The 16,773-nt window shown below is 42.9% G+C and carries 19 protein-coding genes and 1 riboswitch; of the genes, 7 read left to right on the top strand and 12 right to left on the bottom strand.

Annotated elements, in window-relative coordinates; translation table 11 throughout:
• Positions 1 to 18: 18 nt before the first annotated feature.
• The 3 genes from papA to FB592_RS14155 all read right to left on the bottom strand — a co-directional run bounded on the left by papA (position 19) and on the right by FB592_RS14155 (position 2,146).
• Entirely contained in the window at positions 19 to 1,080 is a 1,062-nt protein-coding gene (gene papA / locus FB592_RS14165) for an aminopeptidase PapA (RefSeq protein ID WP_014480240.1), read from the bottom strand.
• Positions 1,077 to 1,523 (bottom strand): type II 3-dehydroquinate dehydratase, encoded by a 447-nt coding sequence (aroQ, locus tag FB592_RS14160; RefSeq protein WP_120028359.1) that lies wholly within the window; start codon positions 1,521 to 1,523, stop codon positions 1,077 to 1,079. Before aroQ ends, papA begins: the two co-directional genes overlap by 4 nt.
• Before the next feature lie 86 nt (positions 1,524 to 1,609).
• The gene (locus tag FB592_RS14155) at positions 1,610 to 2,146 is read right to left on the bottom strand and encodes a YqhR family membrane protein (protein WP_003230222.1); all 537 of its coding nucleotides are present in this window, start codon (positions 2,144 to 2,146) and stop codon (positions 1,610 to 1,612) included.
• A gap of 226 nt (positions 2,147 to 2,372) precedes the next feature.
• On the opposite strand from FB592_RS14155, the gene FB592_RS14150 reads away from it, so the two are divergent.
• Together FB592_RS14150 and FB592_RS14145 are read left to right on the top strand one after the other, a co-directional pair.
• On the top strand, positions 2,373 to 3,329 hold the full coding sequence (locus FB592_RS14150; protein ID WP_032726146.1) for a DUF1385 domain-containing protein: 957 nt from the start codon (positions 2,373 to 2,375) through the stop codon (positions 3,327 to 3,329).
• A gap of 39 nt (positions 3,330 to 3,368) precedes the next feature.
• Positions 3,369 to 3,764 carry an SA1362 family protein gene (locus FB592_RS14145; protein ID WP_003226367.1) on the top strand — a complete coding sequence of 132 codons (396 nt, stop codon included), beginning with the start codon at positions 3,369 to 3,371 and terminating at the stop codon, positions 3,762 to 3,764.
• Here the strand turns inward: FB592_RS14145 and FB592_RS14140 are convergent.
• The 3 genes from FB592_RS14140 to lipM form a co-directional block, all read right to left on the bottom strand.
• Positions 3,761 to 4,636, bottom strand: a complete 876-nt coding sequence (locus FB592_RS14140) for a patatin-like phospholipase family protein (RefSeq protein WP_003230220.1) — start codon at positions 4,634 to 4,636, stop codon at positions 3,761 to 3,763. The two genes, FB592_RS14145 and FB592_RS14140, sit on opposite strands and share 4 nt — an antisense overlap.
• 125 nt (positions 4,637 to 4,761) lie before the next feature.
• Entirely contained in the window at positions 4,762 to 5,190 is a 429-nt protein-coding gene (mntR, locus tag FB592_RS14135) for a transcriptional regulator MntR (protein ID WP_003236923.1), read from the bottom strand.
• Between the two features lie 99 nt (positions 5,191 to 5,289).
• A complete protein-coding gene (lipM, locus tag FB592_RS14130; protein WP_014480244.1) occupies positions 5,290 to 6,126 on the bottom strand; it encodes an octanoyltransferase LipM in 837 nt (278 codons plus the stop codon).
• Positions 6,127 to 6,316: 190 nt separating this feature from the next.
• Between lipM and FB592_RS14125 the strand changes: the two genes are divergently transcribed.
• Positions 6,317 to 6,697, top strand: coding sequence for a rhodanese-like domain-containing protein (locus tag FB592_RS14125; protein ID WP_004398485.1), 381 nt, complete (start codon positions 6,317 to 6,319; stop codon positions 6,695 to 6,697).
• Positions 6,698 to 6,731: 34 nt separating this feature from the next.
• Here FB592_RS14125 and gcvPB read toward each other — a convergent pair whose 3' ends face one another.
• The 3 genes from gcvPB to gcvT are packed head-to-tail and all read right to left on the bottom strand — an operon-like array spanning position 6,732 to position 10,655.
• Entirely contained in the window at positions 6,732 to 8,198 is a 1,467-nt protein-coding gene (gcvPB, locus tag FB592_RS14120) for an aminomethyl-transferring glycine dehydrogenase subunit GcvPB (RefSeq protein ID WP_014480245.1), read from the bottom strand.
• Complete coding sequence (gene gcvPA / locus FB592_RS14115) at positions 8,191 to 9,537, bottom strand: aminomethyl-transferring glycine dehydrogenase subunit GcvPA (protein ID WP_070547526.1); 1,347 nt, start codon at positions 9,535 to 9,537, stop codon at positions 8,191 to 8,193. The genes gcvPB and gcvPA overlap by 8 nt, the downstream gene beginning before the upstream one ends.
• Positions 9,538 to 9,566: 29 nt before the next feature.
• Entirely contained in the window at positions 9,567 to 10,655 is a 1,089-nt protein-coding gene (gcvT, locus tag FB592_RS14110; RefSeq protein WP_038829737.1) for a glycine cleavage system aminomethyltransferase GcvT, read from the bottom strand.
• Between the two features lie 171 nt (positions 10,656 to 10,826).
• Positions 10,827 to 10,928: riboswitch (glycine riboswitch) on the bottom strand.
• Positions 10,929 to 11,096: 168 nt separating this feature from the next.
• Between gcvT and FB592_RS14105 the strand changes: the two genes are divergently transcribed.
• From FB592_RS14105 to sinR, 4 genes are all read left to right on the top strand, one after another.
• Complete coding sequence (locus FB592_RS14105) at positions 11,097 to 12,770, top strand: DEAD/DEAH box helicase (protein ID WP_141949686.1); 1,674 nt, start codon at positions 11,097 to 11,099, stop codon at positions 12,768 to 12,770.
• A gap of 20 nt (positions 12,771 to 12,790) precedes the next feature.
• A complete protein-coding gene (locus tag FB592_RS14100; RefSeq protein WP_032726154.1) occupies positions 12,791 to 13,585 on the top strand; it encodes a YqhG family protein in 795 nt (264 codons plus the stop codon).
• A 183-nt stretch (positions 13,586 to 13,768) separates the two neighbouring features.
• A complete protein-coding gene (sinI, locus tag FB592_RS14090) occupies positions 13,769 to 13,942 on the top strand; it encodes an anti-repressor SinI (protein WP_014477323.1) in 174 nt (57 codons plus the stop codon).
• Positions 13,943 to 13,975: 33 nt separating this feature from the next.
• A complete protein-coding gene (gene sinR, locus FB592_RS14085; RefSeq protein WP_003226345.1) occupies positions 13,976 to 14,311 on the top strand; it encodes a transcriptional regulator SinR in 336 nt (111 codons plus the stop codon).
• Between the two features lie 91 nt (positions 14,312 to 14,402).
• Here the strand turns inward: sinR and tasA are convergent, their stop codons facing one another.
• From tasA to tapA, 3 genes are all read right to left on the bottom strand, one after another.
• Entirely contained in the window at positions 14,403 to 15,188 is a 786-nt protein-coding gene (gene tasA / locus FB592_RS14080) for a biofilm matrix protein TasA (protein ID WP_014477324.1), read from the bottom strand.
• Positions 15,189 to 15,252: 64 nt separating this feature from the next.
• Entirely contained in the window at positions 15,253 to 15,825 is a 573-nt protein-coding gene (gene sipW, locus FB592_RS14075) for a signal peptidase I SipW (RefSeq protein WP_003246088.1), read from the bottom strand.
• The gene (tapA, locus tag FB592_RS14070; RefSeq protein WP_032726156.1) at positions 15,809 to 16,570 is read right to left on the bottom strand and encodes an amyloid fiber anchoring/assembly protein TapA; all 762 of its coding nucleotides are present in this window, start codon (positions 16,568 to 16,570) and stop codon (positions 15,809 to 15,811) included. Before tapA ends, sipW begins: the two co-directional genes overlap by 17 nt.
• Positions 16,571 to 16,773: the final 203 nt, after the last annotated feature.

The following is a 16,773-nucleotide window of genomic DNA, read 5'->3' as shown; positions in this document are numbered from 1 at the left end:
TGTCCTCCTATATTCCAATCACAAAATAATAAGTTCTTTTGGGGAATGGGTGATTGTCCGGTTGCCGTTTTCTGTAATCACGATGTCATCTTCAATGCGGACACCGCCTGTTTCTGGTATGTAAATGCCCGGCTCCACTGTGACCACCATACCCGGTTCAAGGATAGCTGAAGATCTGACGGATAATCCCGGCGATTCATGAACTTCCATGCCGAGCCCGTGCCCGGTTGAATGGCCGAAATAGTCACCGTAGCCTTTTGCAGCAATATGATCCCTTGTGAGGGCGTCAGCCTCTTTTCCTGTCATTCCCGGCTTAATATGTGCGACGCCAAGCGCCTGAGCATCAAATACAACCTGATAGATCTCCTTCAATTGATCACTGGGCTGACCTACAGCGACCGTCCGGGTAATATCAGAACAATATCCTTTATAATAAGCGCCAAAATCAAGCGTAACAAGGTCTCCGCTTTCAATCAGTTTGTCACTGGCCACACCGTGCGGAAGGCTCGAACGAAGGCCTGAGGCGACAATCATATCAAAAGAAGAGCTGTCTGCTCCCTGGCTTCTCATATAAAACTCCAGCTCATTGGCAACAGCGATTTCAGAAATGCCGGGTTTCATAAACGTCAAGATATGTCTGAAGGCATCATCTGCAATCTTCGCAGCTTCCTCTAATATCTTAATCTCTTCACTAGACTTAATCAAGCGCAACTTTTCCACGGATTCAGCCACAGGCACTAATTCGGCATCACTGATAACGGCGCTGTATGAAGCGTAAGTGCCATATGTCATGCTGTTCTGTTCAAAGCCGAGACGCTTGATGCCAAACGATTCAACAGTGTCGGCAGTGGTCTGAATCAAGCTGCCGCCATGTTCAATGATCTCAAAACCCTTTACCTGAACCTTCGCCTGCTCAGTATAACGAAAATCCGTAATAAACGCTGCTTTGTCACCCGATATAACAGCCAAACCCGCCGAACCTGTAAACCCTGTCATATAGCGTACATTCGTGCTGCTTGTAACCAGCATGCCGTCAATTCCCAGCTGTCCAAACAGGTTTCTTAATTTCTCTAGCTTCATCTTGATTCTCCCCCTTGCTGGCTTAATAAGTAGCGAACAGCAAGCTTGTAGCCTTCAGCTCCAAGACCGACAATCTGCCCTTTCGCAACAGGAGCGATAACCGACTGATGCCTGAATTCTTCCCTGGCGTATAAGTTTGATAAATGCACCTCTACCACAGGAAGACTGATGCTTGAAACAGCATCCCTGATCGCATAGCTATAATGACTCAGGGCGCCGGGGTTCAGAACAATCCCGCTGTATTGCTCCTCAGCCTCATGTATCGCATCTATCAAATCACCTTCGTGATTAGACTGGAAGAAAGTGAGCTGGATATGTAAGGCTTCAGCAAACTGAAAAAGATCTGTTTCAATATCGGTCAGTGTCTGGCCGCCGAATACTTCAGGCTCACGACTCCCAAGCCGGTTAACATTCGGTCCGTTCAAAATCAAAAAATGAGGCACATAATCTCTCCTTTTCGCGAGGGTTTCTCATGTAAAAAATGTTCACTTCTCGTGAACATTTTATCATACTGGAAAAGGATTATACACTATTCTCTATGCATTCCCAGCGCACGTGCAAGCTTTTCCGAATTCAGCTCATTGTATTCAAATGAAATGGAATACCCGACAAACAGCCCGTAAAGCAAATAAATGCAAATGGTCGTAATAATTGTATCTGATGTCAGTTCGGTCACCGTGCGCACATCTGGAAAAATCGGATTAAAAACAAAAAACACGAGCAGCCAAAGCACCAAGCCGTATAAAATACCCGGCCACATTGTTTTTAAACGTTTCAATAGAAGAAAATAAAGAAACGCTGCGCCAATTGAAATTACTCCAATCAAAATGATGCTGATTACCGTTCCCAGCCCATGTTTTTTCCACTCTCCAAGCACAAACGGCTGCAATATCATATTCGGGCTGATTTCGGAAAAATGAAACAAATATGCGATATAAGCAACGAAACTCCAAAGTACGCCTCCGCAAAAACCTGTTGCCGCCACCCTGCCGGCCATTGAAACAGGCGGCTTTTGCTTCTCATTCAATTCTTCATTTTGTTCTGTATCTTTTTCGCTTGTCATCATGGCACCTCCAGTTAAAGTGTGCCCAAAAAATGAAATGTCAATAAAAAAGCTCACACTTTTTGACAGCTGCGAGTAAAATTTGAAAATAACGGGTATAATGCATGTAGAAAAAGCAAGGCTATGGCAATTTTTTCAGCCTGTCAATCTAGAGGTTTAGCGCTGTTTCCTGTACAATAGAGTGAAAGGAAATGGTTAGCAATCCTAAAGAAATAGGCAGGTTGATAATATGTCAAAACATAAAGTTCCGCCCGCTTACGGCGGGCAGGCTGTTGTGGAAGGCGTTATGTTTGGCGGAAAGCATCATTACGTTACAGCCATCAGAAGAACGGATGGAAGCATTGACTTTTTTAAGCTTCCACGCAAACACAACCCGAAACTGAACATCGTGAAAAAGATACCGTTTTTACGGGGGATCGCGGCCATTATCGAAGCGAGTGCAAACGGCACAAAGCATTTGAATTTTTCAAGCGAACGTTACGGGCTCGATCCATCTGAAGACGAGACACTTGAGCAGGAAGAAAAAAAATCCTCCGGGCTGTCTATGTATCTCAGCCTCGCAGTTATAGGCGTCCTATCATTTTTGTTCAGTAAATTCGTATTTACATTGGTTCCAGTTTTCTTAGCGGAACTGACAAGGCCGATTTTTTCCTCGGACACGGCGCAAATCGCGGTTGAAAGCCTGTTTAAGTTGATTTTGCTGCTCGGTTACATCTATTTTTTGTCCATGACACCGCTTATTAAAAGAGTGTTTCAATATCATGGAGCCGAACATAAAGTCATAAACTGTTATGAACAGAATTTGCCAATTACTGTGGAGAATGTCCAAAACCAATCTCGGCTTCATTACCGCTGCGGATCAAGCTTTATTTTATTTACGATTATTGTCGGCATGTTTGTTTATTTACTCGTTCCGACAGATCCGCTTTGGCTGCGTGTTATAGATCGTGTCGCACTGATACCGGTCGTGCTTGGTCTATCCTTTGAAGTTCTGCAGCTGACAAACAAAGTGCGTGACATTCCCGGTCTGAAATTACTTGGGTACCCGGGACTTTGGCTTCAGCTGTTAACCACAAAGGAACCTAAGGATGACCAGGTTGAAGTTGCCATCGAAAGCTTTAACGAACTTCTCAGACTCGAAGCATTGTCTGAGCAAAATCAGAAGCCTTCTCACAACGTCATCTAAAATCCGTTGCCCTGCTATTACTTTCGGAGGTGGACAGTTATGAATCATCGTGTACAACCTATTATTGCTGTATTAATTGCGCTGGGAGCGTTCGGTTTCCTCTATGTGCTGGTAACCAATCCCGGAGAAATGGCAAAAATGGCGGTAACCGTCATCGTGGCAGGTATCATTATTTATTTTATTGTGAAATATGTAATGAATCGAAATGCGGGCAGCGAAGGAGCAGCCTTCAAAAAAGCGGCGAAACAATCGCGGCGCCGGATGAAAGAACAAAAAGCAAAACACCGCGCCGGACATAAGGGACGTGTCAGCCACCTGCGAAGCGTTCCGAGCGCCAGCAAGCCTAAACCGATGATTCTCAAGAAAAAAAGCCAGACTCAGCTGACTGTTATAGAAGGGAAAAAAAATAAAAAGAAAAACAGAGCGCTTTTTTAATAGGTCCACTGCTTTAAAAACAGCTCTGTCCGTCTTTTACCTAGCTCAATCAGGGCTAGTTTTTTTTGTTGTGTTAAATGAAAATCAGTGGCCATTACGTCATCGACAGGGAGAAAAATGATATTTTGTTCATAGCGTGACGCAATGTGCCTTGCGTCATGAGCATCCTTCATCGTTTCAAACAGGGCGCCGAACAGTTCAAAAGCGTTGCGGATATTTTTTTTCGGACGCTCTCTTTCACGCGGCGCAAGTGTGACACCGATCACAGGGCGCTTTCTTTCCTTTGAAAACAGCCAGATTGGAAAATTGCTTAACACGCCTCCGTCGACAACCGTGGCGGTGCCTGTGTCCGTTTTTAATTTTATCGGTTCAAAGAAATACGGGATGCTGCAGCTCATTCTGACCGCTCTGGCAACCGGGAACATATCAGGATTTAACCCGTAACGGGCCAAATCGTCCGGCAAAACAATCATGGTGCCGTTTGTCAAATCAGAAGCAATAAGGCGCAGAGACCCTTTCTGCAAATCGCCGAAAACCCTTATGCCTTTCGCTCTTAACAGATCAGCAATCCATTTTTCTATCGTATCGCCTTTGTATAAGCCAAGACGCCAGTAGATGGACACCCACTGGAGCATCTTTAAGGGGAGAAATGAGTACCTCTGGTCCAGCAATTTCTCTCCGTCCACTTCTTCAATTAAAGCGTGGATTTCCTTACTGGTGTAACCTGACGCAATGAAAGCGGCAATAATGGCGCCGGCGCTTGTACCCGCAACTCTTTTAAAGCGGAAGCCTTTTTCCTCAAGCACTTCATAAGCGCCTGCGAGCGCAATGCCTTTTACTCCTCCGCCGGAAAAAACACCGTCAATATACATCTCATTCCCTCCCCCTCCATCCGATCGTTTATTACCATTTTAAGAAAACACGCGAAGAAATAGACCAACGAATGACGGGTGGCGTCAGCGTATCAAAAAAGACGGCCTCCTTCGAGACCGCCTTTTTACTGATTATGATGTTCTGTTTTCTTTTGGATTGATTTCAGATCTTTTTTACGGGCATCATCTTCTTCAAAATATTGAACAAGATCCCCGATGCGATCAATACTGTTCCAGCTTAAATGATGTTCGATTCCTTCGACATCGTTATATATTTTCTCTTCATCAACACCAATGATTCTTAAAAACTGCTCAAGCAATTCATGTCTGTATACCAGCCGTTTGCCTATTTTTTTCCCTTTAGACGTTAACACGAGACCGCGATATTTTTCATAAATTAAATATTCGTCTTTATCTAGTTTTTGAACCATTTTTGTTACAGAGGAGGGATGGACTGCCAATGCTTCCGCGATATCGGAAACTCGTGCATATCCTTTTTCTTCAATCAGCATATAAATCTGTTCAATATAATCTTCCATACTTGGTGTTGTCATCGAAACCCTCCCAAAAAGCACCTTAACTTTATAAACCATTACAAGTTTACACTAATGAACTTGAAAAAACAAGGATGCTCCGCGGGTCAAAAGCCCTGTTTACCGCTTATAATTCCATTCATCTGAAGCGTACTTTGTTTCAGCCAAGTGATGAACAAAACCAAGCTCTTCCTGAGAAAGTTCATATGGCTCCAAATGAATGTTAAGACCTGTTTCAAATCCTTCTTTAAAGGCTTTACGAGCCTCATCCATCGTCACCCGCTTTTCAGTGAGTTCATTAATGGCAACCGCTTTGTTTTTGAAATTGCGCTGCATCCGCTCTCTTACTCTTTCACTTGGATATAAGAACAGATCGAACAGCTTGTCCTCATCTAAATCAAGAAGAATGGAGCCATGCTGAAGAATCACGCCTTTTTGTCTCGTTTGCGCGCTTCCCGCCACCTTGCGCCCCTCAACCACTAGCTCATACCACGAAGGCGCGTCAAAACAAACAGATGACCGCGGATTTTTTAAGCTTTCTTTTTCTTTTTCAGTTCTCGGGATGGCAAAGTAAGCGTCCAGACCGAGATTTCTAAAGCCTTGAAGTATGCCTTCTGAAATAACCCGGTAAGCCTCAGTAACAGTCGCCGGCATCTCGGGGTGCTCTTCCGAAACAATTACGCTGTATGTCAGTTCCTGATCGTGAAGCACACCTCTCCCGCCGGTCGGGCGTCTGACGAATCCGAGATTATATTTATGTACTGCTTCAAAATTGATTTCCTTTTTAATATTTTGAAAATACCCTACAGAAAGTGTCGCCGGATTCCAGCCGTAAAAACGGATAACCGGGGGGATTTTCTTTTCGCTGTGCCAATATAAAAGCGCTTCATCAAGCGCCATATTGAATGCAGGACTTGCATTGCCTGAGTCTATAAACCGCCAAGTTTCTTTTTGCATTTTAAGACCTTCCTTACCGTTTTAATAGAATCAGTTTATCAAACTGTCGGGAAAATGAAAAATATTTTAGTTCCATTATAGATGACAATCACGCTGTGCTTTACTATAATAGTATTTGTCGAAAACGGCTCTATGACCTTGTTTTATGAAGCAGGGTTTTGATTTTATATGCTAAAGGAGTAGAATCACATTGTCTAATATGATCGTTTTGATTATTTTTGCTGCGTTTATCATCTATATGATTGCTTCCTATGTCTATCAGCAGCGAATTATGAAAACACTTACCGAAGAAGAATTCCGCGCGGGTTACCGCAAAGCGCAGCTTATTGATGTTCGTGAGCCAAATGAGTTTGAGGGCGGACATATTTTAGGCGCCCGCAACATCCCGCTTTCCCAGCTGAAACAGAGAAAAAATGAGATCCGTACGGACAAGCCTGTTTACCTGTACTGCCAAAACAGTGTCCGCAGCGGACGCGCGGCACAAACCCTGCGCAAAAACGGCTGCACTGAGATTTACAACCTAAAAGGCGGCTTTAAAAAATGGGGCGGAAAGATTAAAGCGAAGAAATAAAGCAAACAGCTGTCTGGTAGACAGCTGTTTTTATTTATCTTTCTACCGCCTCGTATCTGAGCACCGGGTGTCTCGCCGCTTTTGTTTCATCCATTCTTTTTACAATCGTTGTATGCGGGGCCTCCTGAACAAGCTCCGGATTCTCCTCCGCTTCTTTTGCGATTTGAATCATAGCATCAATAAACGCGTCCAGTGTTTCCTTTGATTCGGTCTCCGTCGGCTCGATCATGATGCATTCTTCAACATTAAGCGGGAAATAAATCGTCGGCGGATGATAGCCGAAATCAAGGAGCCGTTTTGCAATATCAAGCGTACGCACTCCCAGCTTTTTCTGCCGCTTCCCTGATAATACAAATTCATGCTTGCAATGGCGGTCAAACGGAAGATCGTAATAAGGCGCGAGCTTTCTCATCATATAATTGGCGTTTAACACTGCGTTCTCAGTAACAGCCTTTAATCCGTCAGGCCCCATGGAGCGAATATACGTATACGCTCTCACATTAATGCCAAAGTTGCCGTAATACGGCTTCACACGGCCGATCGCATGAGGGCGGTCATAATCAAACGTAAAGCGCCCTTCTTTTTTAACTAAAACTGGCTTTGGCAAATAAGGAATCAGATCTTTTTTTACGCCGACAGGGCCTGAGCCGGGGCCTCCACCGCCATGAGGGCCTGTGAATGTTTTATGCAGGTTGAGGTGCACCACGTCAAATCCCATATCACCAGGTCTCGCTTTACTTAAAACGGCATTTAAATTAGCGCCGTCATAATACAGTTTCCCCCCCGCTTGGTGTACAATTTCCGCCATCTCTGTAATCTGCTCCTCAAACAAGCCGAGCGTGTTCGGATTCGTCAGCATGAGAGCTGCAGTTTCTTCATTCACTGCTCTTTTTAAATCCTCTAAATCAACAAGCCCATTTTCATTCGATTTCACCGTAACAGTTTCAAAGCCTGCTACTGTCGCTGATGCAGGATTCGTCCCGTGCGCGGAATCAGGGACAATGACCTTCGTCCGCTTGAAATCCCCGCGAGCTTCATGATAGGCACGGATCATCATCAGCCCCGTCCATTCGCCGTGCGCTCCGGCAGCAGGCTGAAGCGTAACCTCATCCATTCCCGTTATTTCTTCAAGGTGCTTGCTTAAATCATATAAAAGCTCTAATGCGCCTTGCACCGTGTCTTCATCCTGAAGAGGATGAATCGCAGCAAAACCAGGAATACGTGCGATTTTTTCATTGATTTTCGGATTATATTTCATCGTGCAAGAACCGAGAGGATAAAAACCGGAATCCACCCCGTGATTGCGTTTGGACAGCGCTGTATAATGGCGCATGATGTCCAGCTCTGAAACCTCCGGCAGCGCTGCGTCTTCGTCACGAATATAGGTGTCTGACAAGAGGTCCCCCAATTCGATTTCCGGTACATCGAGCTCCGGCAGACTATAGCCGATTCGGCCTTCTCTTGAAAGTTCAAAAATAAGTGCCTGGTCCTGATTACTCATGGCGATCCCCCAATTCCTGAATGAGTGCGTCAATTTCTTCTTTTGTTCTCAGCTCCGTTACAGCAATCAGCATATGGCAGTCCAGCTCCGGATACGTCAACCCAAGATCATATCCGCCAATCATGCCTTTTGCCAGCAAACGCTTGTTCACAGCTCTCACCGGCTCATCCAGTTTGATGACAAATTCATTAAATATCGGCCCGTCAAACATAACAGTAAGACCTGCTTTTTTTGCTTCTTGCTTTGCATAGTTGGCTTTTAAGAGATTTTGGCGGGCTATATCTTTTACGCCGTTTTTTCCGAGAGCAGTCATGGCCACTGATGCTGCCAGCGCATTTAAAGCTTGGTTCGAGCATATATTTGATGTTGCTTTATCTCGGCGGATATGCTGCTCCCTGGCTTGCAGGGTAAGCACAAAGCCTCTTTTTCCGTTTTCGTCTTCCGTTTGTCCGACGAGACGGCCCGGCACCTTTCTCATTAATTTTTTAGTAACGGCAAAAAAGCCGCAATGCGGGCCGCCGTATGCTGAAGGAATGCCGAAAGGCTGCGCATCACCGACGACGATATCAGACTGAAACTTACCCGGCGGAGTGAGAAGACCTAGCGCAAGCGGGTTAGCTGAAACAATAAACATGGATTTCCCTTGGTGAGCGATAGGCTCAATATCCTTTAACGGCTCGATCCGGCCGAAAAAATTCGGGTACTGAACGATCACTGCGGCTGTGTTCTCGCAAACGGTTTGGCGCAATGCATCAAGATCCGTAACGCCATCCGCAGCGGGTACTTCAACAACATCAATATACTGACCTTTTGCGTACGTTTTCAGCACTTCTCGCGATTCAGGATGCACGGTTTTTGACACAACGATTTTTTTCTTTTTCGTGTGGCCTGAAGCAAGCATTGCTGCTTCCGCCAAGGCTGTTCCGCCGTCATACATCGAGGAGTTGGCGATATCCATGCCTGTCAGTTCACAGATCATCGTTTGGAATTCAAAAATAGCCTGGAGCTCTCCTTGTGAAATCTCTGGCTGATAAGGCGTATATGCGGTATAAAACTCAGAGCGCGAAATGACATGATCCACAATGACAGGCTGATAGTGGTCATATACACCCGCTCCTAAGAAAGAAGCGTATTGTACGGTATCACGATTTTTAGAGGCCAGCTTTGTCAGTTCTCTTGTTAATTCTGTTTCTGATTTCGCTTTTTTGATTTGATACTCTTTTTTATATTTGACGTTTTCCGGTATATCAGCAAATAAATCATCGATGCTGCTTACGCCGATAGTAGCAAGCATCTCCTGTTTATCCTTTTCTGTTGCGGGCAAATAACGGTGCTTCATGTGTTGTCTCCTCTCTCCAAGAAAAAATATTAGCGTTTATAAAATGGTGTTTTGACAACCTTTGCTTTCACTAATTTTTTGCGAATCTCTACATCTACAACAGTCCCGATCTCACTTGTTTCCGAATCAATTAAGGCAAGGCCGACGTTTTTCCCTAATGTCGGTGACTGCGTGCCGGTTGTCACCTTTCCGACAGACTTGCCATTTTGGAAAACCTCATATCCGTGCCGCGGTATCCCTTTTTCAATCATTTCGAGACCGACAAGTTTGCGCTTCGCTCCGTTTTCTTTTTGTTCACTCAATACTGACTTACCGAAAAAGTCAGACTCTTTTTTGTGCTTTACAGCAAAGCCTATACCAGCTTCAATCGGTGTAATATCCCGGGTCAGCTCCTGACCGTAGAGCGGGAGCTTCGCTTCAAACCGGAGTGTATCACGTGCACCGAGACCGCATGGAATCAATCCGTATGCATCCCCTGCATCGATGATTTTTTTCCAAATATGCATAGCATCATCACTGCGGCAGTAAATTTCATACCCGTCTTCTCCCGTATAGCCAGTGCGTGAAATAAGTGCTTTGCGGCCGCTGATATCGGCTTCATCAATAAACGCAAACGGCTTTAATGCAGACACATCTGCATCTGTCAGATTTTTTACGACCGCTTCTGCTTTCGGTCCCTGTACAGCCAAGAGCGCGATTTGATCTGACTGATTGTCAATCTGCACATCACCTGCTGCATGTTCTTTCATCCAAGCCAAGTCTTTATCTATATTAGAAGCATTAATGACAAGCAGATAGCGGTTCTCTCCTTTTTGATAGATAAGCAAATCATCGACGGTTCCGCCATCCGGGTAACACATCGCTGTATATTGAGCACGGCCTGGCGTTAACGCGGAAACATCATTTGTCATCAATCTTTGCAAAAAAGACAGACTGTCGTTCCCTGACACTTCGACTTCTCCCATATGAGATACATCAAACAAACCGGCTGCAGTTCGGACAGCCTCGTGTTCTTTTTTTATAGAAGAAAATTGAACAGGAAGCTCCCAACCTCCGAAATCAATCGTTTTTCCTCCATATTCCTTATACAGGTCAAATAACGGCGTTCTTTTCAGCATCTAATTCCTCCCCTTTATCAACGGCGCAGCTAAAAAACATACAAAAAAGGACAGAGAAACACCTCATGTAAAATGAAGGTTCTCTGTCCTGGCACCTGAAAGTTTACTTTGCATACGCAAAGACGTCCCCTTTGGTGGTTTGCGCATCCGCACAAACACTCTCCAGAGTTGCGTCGAGCAAGAGTTCTTTTGCCTGAGAGATTCACTCCGCAGTTTGCTCCTTCGGCGCCTGTATCCCGAGGTTTTCGGTCAGGTCTCTCCCCTTGCTGTCATTCGCTCATATTTTCATGCTGTTATGGACATACTATAGCAATATCTTACATCAAATACATACTCATATCCTACCATCATCACTATATGCTGGGCAACAGCAATTTGGGCAGATTTTTCTAATATTATTCATCTTAAGAATCGAAGAATAAGAAAGGCGGTTTCAAAGCAATGAATACAGAAATGATCTACGATGCAAAATGGCCTGAAGAATTTGCTGAAAGACTGAAAAACGATGGCCCTTGGGCAAACTGGGAACTGTACAAGCTCTCTGCAGAAATCCAGAAAACATTAGCAATTCCAGAGTTTGAAGGTTTACGGGCTCCTTTATATCTGCCTTCCTTTACGCCGCTCCCCCACCAGCTTGAGGTGGCGCAAAAAGTGGTTGAAAAAATGAACGGGAAAGCGATTTTAGCAGATGAGGTTGGTCTCGGGAAAACGGTTGAAGCTGGACTGATTCTAAAAGAATATATGATTCGCGGGTTAGCAAAAAAAATTTTGATCCTTGTGCCCGCTTCCCTTGTGTCACAATGGGTCAAAGAGCTTCAGGAAAAATTTTCGATTCCGGCTGTTGAACAAAAGAAAAGCTATGTGTGGGAGCAATGCGATATTGTCGTCTCATCAATAGACACCGCGAAGCGCTCGCCCCATCGCGAAATCGTTCTGTCAATCCCATATGATCTTGTCATTATTGATGAGGCACACAAACTGAAAAATAGCAAAACGAAGAACTATGAATTTGTCCGGAATCTCGTAAAAAAATATTGCCTGCTTCTTACCGCGACGCCAATCCAGAACCGTATCGAAGAGATTTTCAATTTGGTGTCCTTATTAAAACCCGGCCATTTAGGCAGTCAGAATCACTTTCAGGAGGAGTTCGCCAAGAAGAAATCCAGTTTAGAAGCGCATGAACATTTAAAAGATCTTGTGAATAAAGTCATGATCCGTAACAGGCGGCATGATACCGGGCTGAATTGGAAACAGCGCCATGTTGAAACAGTGCCGATTGAATTTTCTCCATCAGAGCAGGCGCTTTATGATGAAATTTCTCGTTTGAAGGAAAGTATCAATAAACCAGCCAGCATGTTCTCGATTATGACCTTGCAAAGAGAATGCTGTTCGAGCAGAGAAGCGGTGTATATGACGCTGAAAAAGATGCTTGATCAAAAAGAGAAACAAGCACCTGCCATTGATGAGGATACGATTTCAGTTTTAATAGATCGAATTAATCAAGTGACACAAAACTCTAAAGCGCTTCAAGTTGTTGATTTGATCAAAAAGATCGACGATAAGGTCATCATTTTTACAGAATACCGTGCAACTCAGATTTATCTGCAGTGGTTTCTTCAGCAAAACGGCATCAGTTCTGTGCCGTTTAGAGGCGGATTTAAACGTGGGAAAAAAGACTGGATGAAGGATCTTTTCCGCGGAAAAATCCAAGTCCTTATTGCAACTGAAGCAGGCGGTGAGGGAATTAACCTGCAATTTTGCAATCACATGATCAACTATGACCTGCCATGGAATCCGATGCGACTTGAGCAAAGAATCGGAAGAATTCACAGACTCGGGCAGGAGCGTGACGTGCACATTTATAACATGGCAACAAAACATACGGTGGAAGAGCATATTCTAAAGCTTTTATATGAAAAAATTCATTTGTTTGAAAAAGTGGTCGGCGAACTTGATGATATTTTAACGAAAATTCAAGTGAACAATTTTGAAGAGCACCTTCATGACATTTTGTATCACTCAGCAACAGAAGAAGAAATGAAAATAAAAATGGATAACTTAACCTCATTTTTGTCTTATAAAAAACAGCAGCCTGCTGAAAAAAGAGGATCTTAGCCTGTAAGGAGGTTTTACTAGTGAGACAGCAAGAGGTTCACGATTTTCTGCTGCGTTTTTTTCAAGCAAACAGCTGCCAAATCGTCGATCAAGGCTTAGGCTATATGACAGTGCAGCTTACAGTTGAAATGGACAAACAAATCATGAACCGCCCTTTCTACTGGCATTGGCGCGAGAAGACAGGCGGTGATCCGAATCCAATGAAAATCACTTTTATTACAGATAAAGAAAATGCGCCAAAAGACCTAGATGGTGAATTTATATATTTTGGGGCCCCGCGTCTTTTTCAAATATTTAAAGCTGTTAAACAAAATGGGAGATTTACCAGAATGTATGAGAAAATTGAATCAGCCGGAGCCAAAGTCCCACTTCAGCCTTGGCTTGGTATAAATGTCACGATTTCATACCAGTCCGACATGAAAAAGGATAAGTTATTATCACTAGGTCTTCACCTAGTCTCTGGAACGATAATTGAAGATTTTCAAAGCAAGCTGACTCAGCTTTCACTGACATCACAAATATGTGACTATTGCTTCACCATTTCACCTATGATCAAACCAGAAAGCGGACTTAAGCGTATGGAAAACTATATTTCCAAATCCGCTATGCAGGAGCCGTCCGACTGGGCGGAACAGGCGGTTAATAGGTGGAGAAATGACATGATATTGCTTGATAAGTTTTACGAGCATATAGAAGAAAAACCAGAAGAATACCATCTAGAAAAACAGGCGCTGAAAACCTTGTATCAACCAAAGATATCAGTTGAAATTGAAAATGGCGGATTATTTTATCTGCAAAATAATATTTCAAGCTAACTTTTATTCATTCGACATCGTTCTCGTTTTTTTTGAAAAAATGCGATTATAATAAAGGTATATTGGAAAAAAATTCTGGCATTTTTAAAGGGGAAATGACTTCCAGAGACTAATGAAGCATACAATGAGTCATGGCCGGACTGGCTGAAATACATAAACAAGTATTTTAGGAGGAGAAACTGCATGAAAAATGCAAAACAAGAGCACTTTGAATTGGATCAAGAATGGGTTGAATTGATGATGGAAGCCAAAGAGGCAAATATCAGCCCGGAAGAAATACGAAAATATTTACTTTTAAACAAAAAGTCTGCTCATCCTGGTCCGGCAGCCAGAAGTCATACCGTAAATCCTTTCTGAATGTGCTATAATATCACAAGGAAGGTGATGACATTGATTGGCCAGCGTATTAAACAATACCGTAAAGAAAAAGGCTACTCACTATCAGAACTAGCTGAAAAAGCTGGGGTAGCGAAGTCTTATTTAAGCTCAATAGAACGAAATCTACAAACGAACCCCTCCATTCAATTTCTCGAAAAAGTCTCCGCTGTTCTGGACGTCTCGGTTCATACTTTGCTCGATGAGAAACATGAAACCGAATACGATGGTCAATTAGATAGTGAATGGGAGAAATTGGTTCGCGATGCAATGACATCCGGGGTATCGAAAAAACAATTTCGTGAATTTTTAGATTATCAAAAATGGAGAAAATCCCAAAAAGAGGAGTAGTGCCTGAGCAGAGGCACTAACTCCTCTTTTGTCAATAAACATCGAGACGGCCCAGTGATAATTTACTGGGCCGTCTCTTTTTTTGCTGTTATTAATTTTTATCCTCGCTATGCGCTTTTTCATTTTCTTTCACGTAACCATCTTTATCAGTATGGTCCTTTTTGATTGTCAAGCCGTTCCACTGTGTAGCTTCGAATGAGAATTGAAGCTTAATGGAGTTGCCTTGATATTTATTTTGAACCATAAGCCCGTTTTCATCTTTTGTTTTATCATCCTTGAATTGGATTTCCATTTGAACCTGATCGAAGTCAGTTGGTGTTTTTGGAACACCATCATATTCAGGAGCGGTTTTACCATCAATTGTTGCTACATTGACTTTACCGCTTGCATTTAAGAATTTAGGGTCAATTTGTTTTTTGATTTTTTCAGCAGCCGCTGCATCATTTTTAGCAGACATCAAATACAAGTCTTTAAGGTTCGCATCATCTAAAATAATGTTTTTCGGGTAGCCATTGCCGCCCTCTTTTCCAACTGTCAACAATGTCACTTCAAACTGGCTGAGGAAATCTTCTGGAGATGTATTGCTGCCGCCATTTGCTTTAAAATCTCCATAATTAAGCGCCATTAAAACTTCTTTGATCGCAAGTGATCCGTTATTTTCAAATTGGAAATCCTTTGTCAACTTATCTCCCGGCTTTAGATTTGATAAGTTCACACTCGCTGAATTTTCTTTAGCAGATAAATCAAGCGTACCTGATGCAAAAGTAGCATCCTTTGATTTAATGTCGTTAAATGCTGCCCATGTTCCTCCTCCAACTAAAGCTAATCCTAGTGCTGCAGAAGCAACTCCTAAACTCAATTTCTTTTTCATACCCATGGTTAAAACTCCCCTTTTATTGAATGTTTTATATCGAAACCTGTTGCCAGGTTTACAACTGAAGTTAAGTGGACATGGTGCTGTCCTTTGTATCTGTTTCCAAGGCTTTTGTCTTTCTTTCAATTTCTCTAATGGCGCTGCTGATCGTCACAAAAGCGTACACTAACAGCATCACGCCGGGAACAATCAATAATACAGCCGTTCCAATTGGCTGGCTGGCAAAATGAAGCATATAGCCGGCATATGGAAGCTGAAAACCTGTGTATTGCGCGCGAACATTTTCGTCCGATACAGGCGCTGAATCAGCTGCTGCATTATTATCACCTTTTGTTTTAAATAACAAATGGTCTCCTTGCTTTGTTATGTCAACAATTCTGTGGGTGACCGCCGTATTTGCATCCTGCATAAATGTAATAACGTCACCTTTTTGGAGCTCTTTCACATCAGTGATTTCTTTGACCAATATTAAGGAACCTGTATTGAACTCCGGCTCCATCGAACCTGACAGAACTGATTTCAATGTATACCCAAACACAGCCGGCTCTCCCCCGGATGAACGTGTTGAAATCACGACAAGTGTCAGCACAATAATAAGAGTAAAGATGATCACGTATAAAATATTACTGATCAGCTTCATTGCTTTTTTCATCCTCTTCCCCGCTTTCCTTCTGGTCTGATTGAGTTTCATTTTCTTTGGTTACAGCTTCTTGAGATGTTTCTTCTTTCATTGTTTTTTCCTGTATATCCTTTTGTGTTGTTTCATTCTCCTTTTTGACGTCCGACTTTGTTTCTTTTTTAGGGACTGTCGGTTTTTCATCGCATTTTGCAAGCGTCATAGGCTCCGACCACTCAAATGTACTGCCGTTTGCCGGGTAGCCTGCCGGTTTATATACTTTAAATGCATAAATGCCGGGTTTCATTTTTTTCTTCGTCTCAATTTTATAAAGTGAATCGCTGATTTGATTGGAGACAAATCCTTTTTCGATCACGTTCCCATCCTTTAACGGTTTTCGGGCATTTTCAAGCTTATGAAGCTCCCACTTCCACTTTGATTTCTTAAGTTTCTCACCTGTATTTTCGAGCTCAGCAAATAAGGTGATAGGTGAGCATACAGTTCCTTTCGTATCCGTTTGATCTGATATGTGCAAATCACTTTGATCCCAGCGTTTATCATAATGGCAGTTTTTATCTGTATGCTGAAAGTCTTTACACGTTTGAAGTGAGACATCAAATGTTTCAATATCATGAAAAGCAGCGCTTGTATCATCGGAAAATTGTAAGCATATTGCGGCAGTCAGACTGAAAATGACTGAAAGCTGGAAGATTAGCAGAACTTTCAGTTTCGTCTTCGCCTTTTGCTGATTGTGAAACAATCGAAACATATCTTACCTCCTGTAAAACACTGTAACTTGATATGACAATCGTTCTTTTTAAAGAACTACACAAGTAGAGTATAATCAACGATTTATAGATTTAAAAACACCAAAATCACTCATTTTGTTCGTTTAAAAGAATGTTTTCATCATATTACAAAGTCTTGCTCAGTATTGCTCATCTTTTCAATTTTTTTGAAATTTTTGGGATT

This window comes from Bacillus sp. SJZ110, assembly GCF_006715455.1.
In the GTDB taxonomy this organism is placed as follows: Bacteria; Bacillota; Bacilli; order Bacillales; family Bacillaceae; genus Bacillus; species Bacillus subtilis.
Note: the sequence above shows the minus strand (reverse complement) of the source record. Positions and strands in the feature narration are given on the sequence as shown.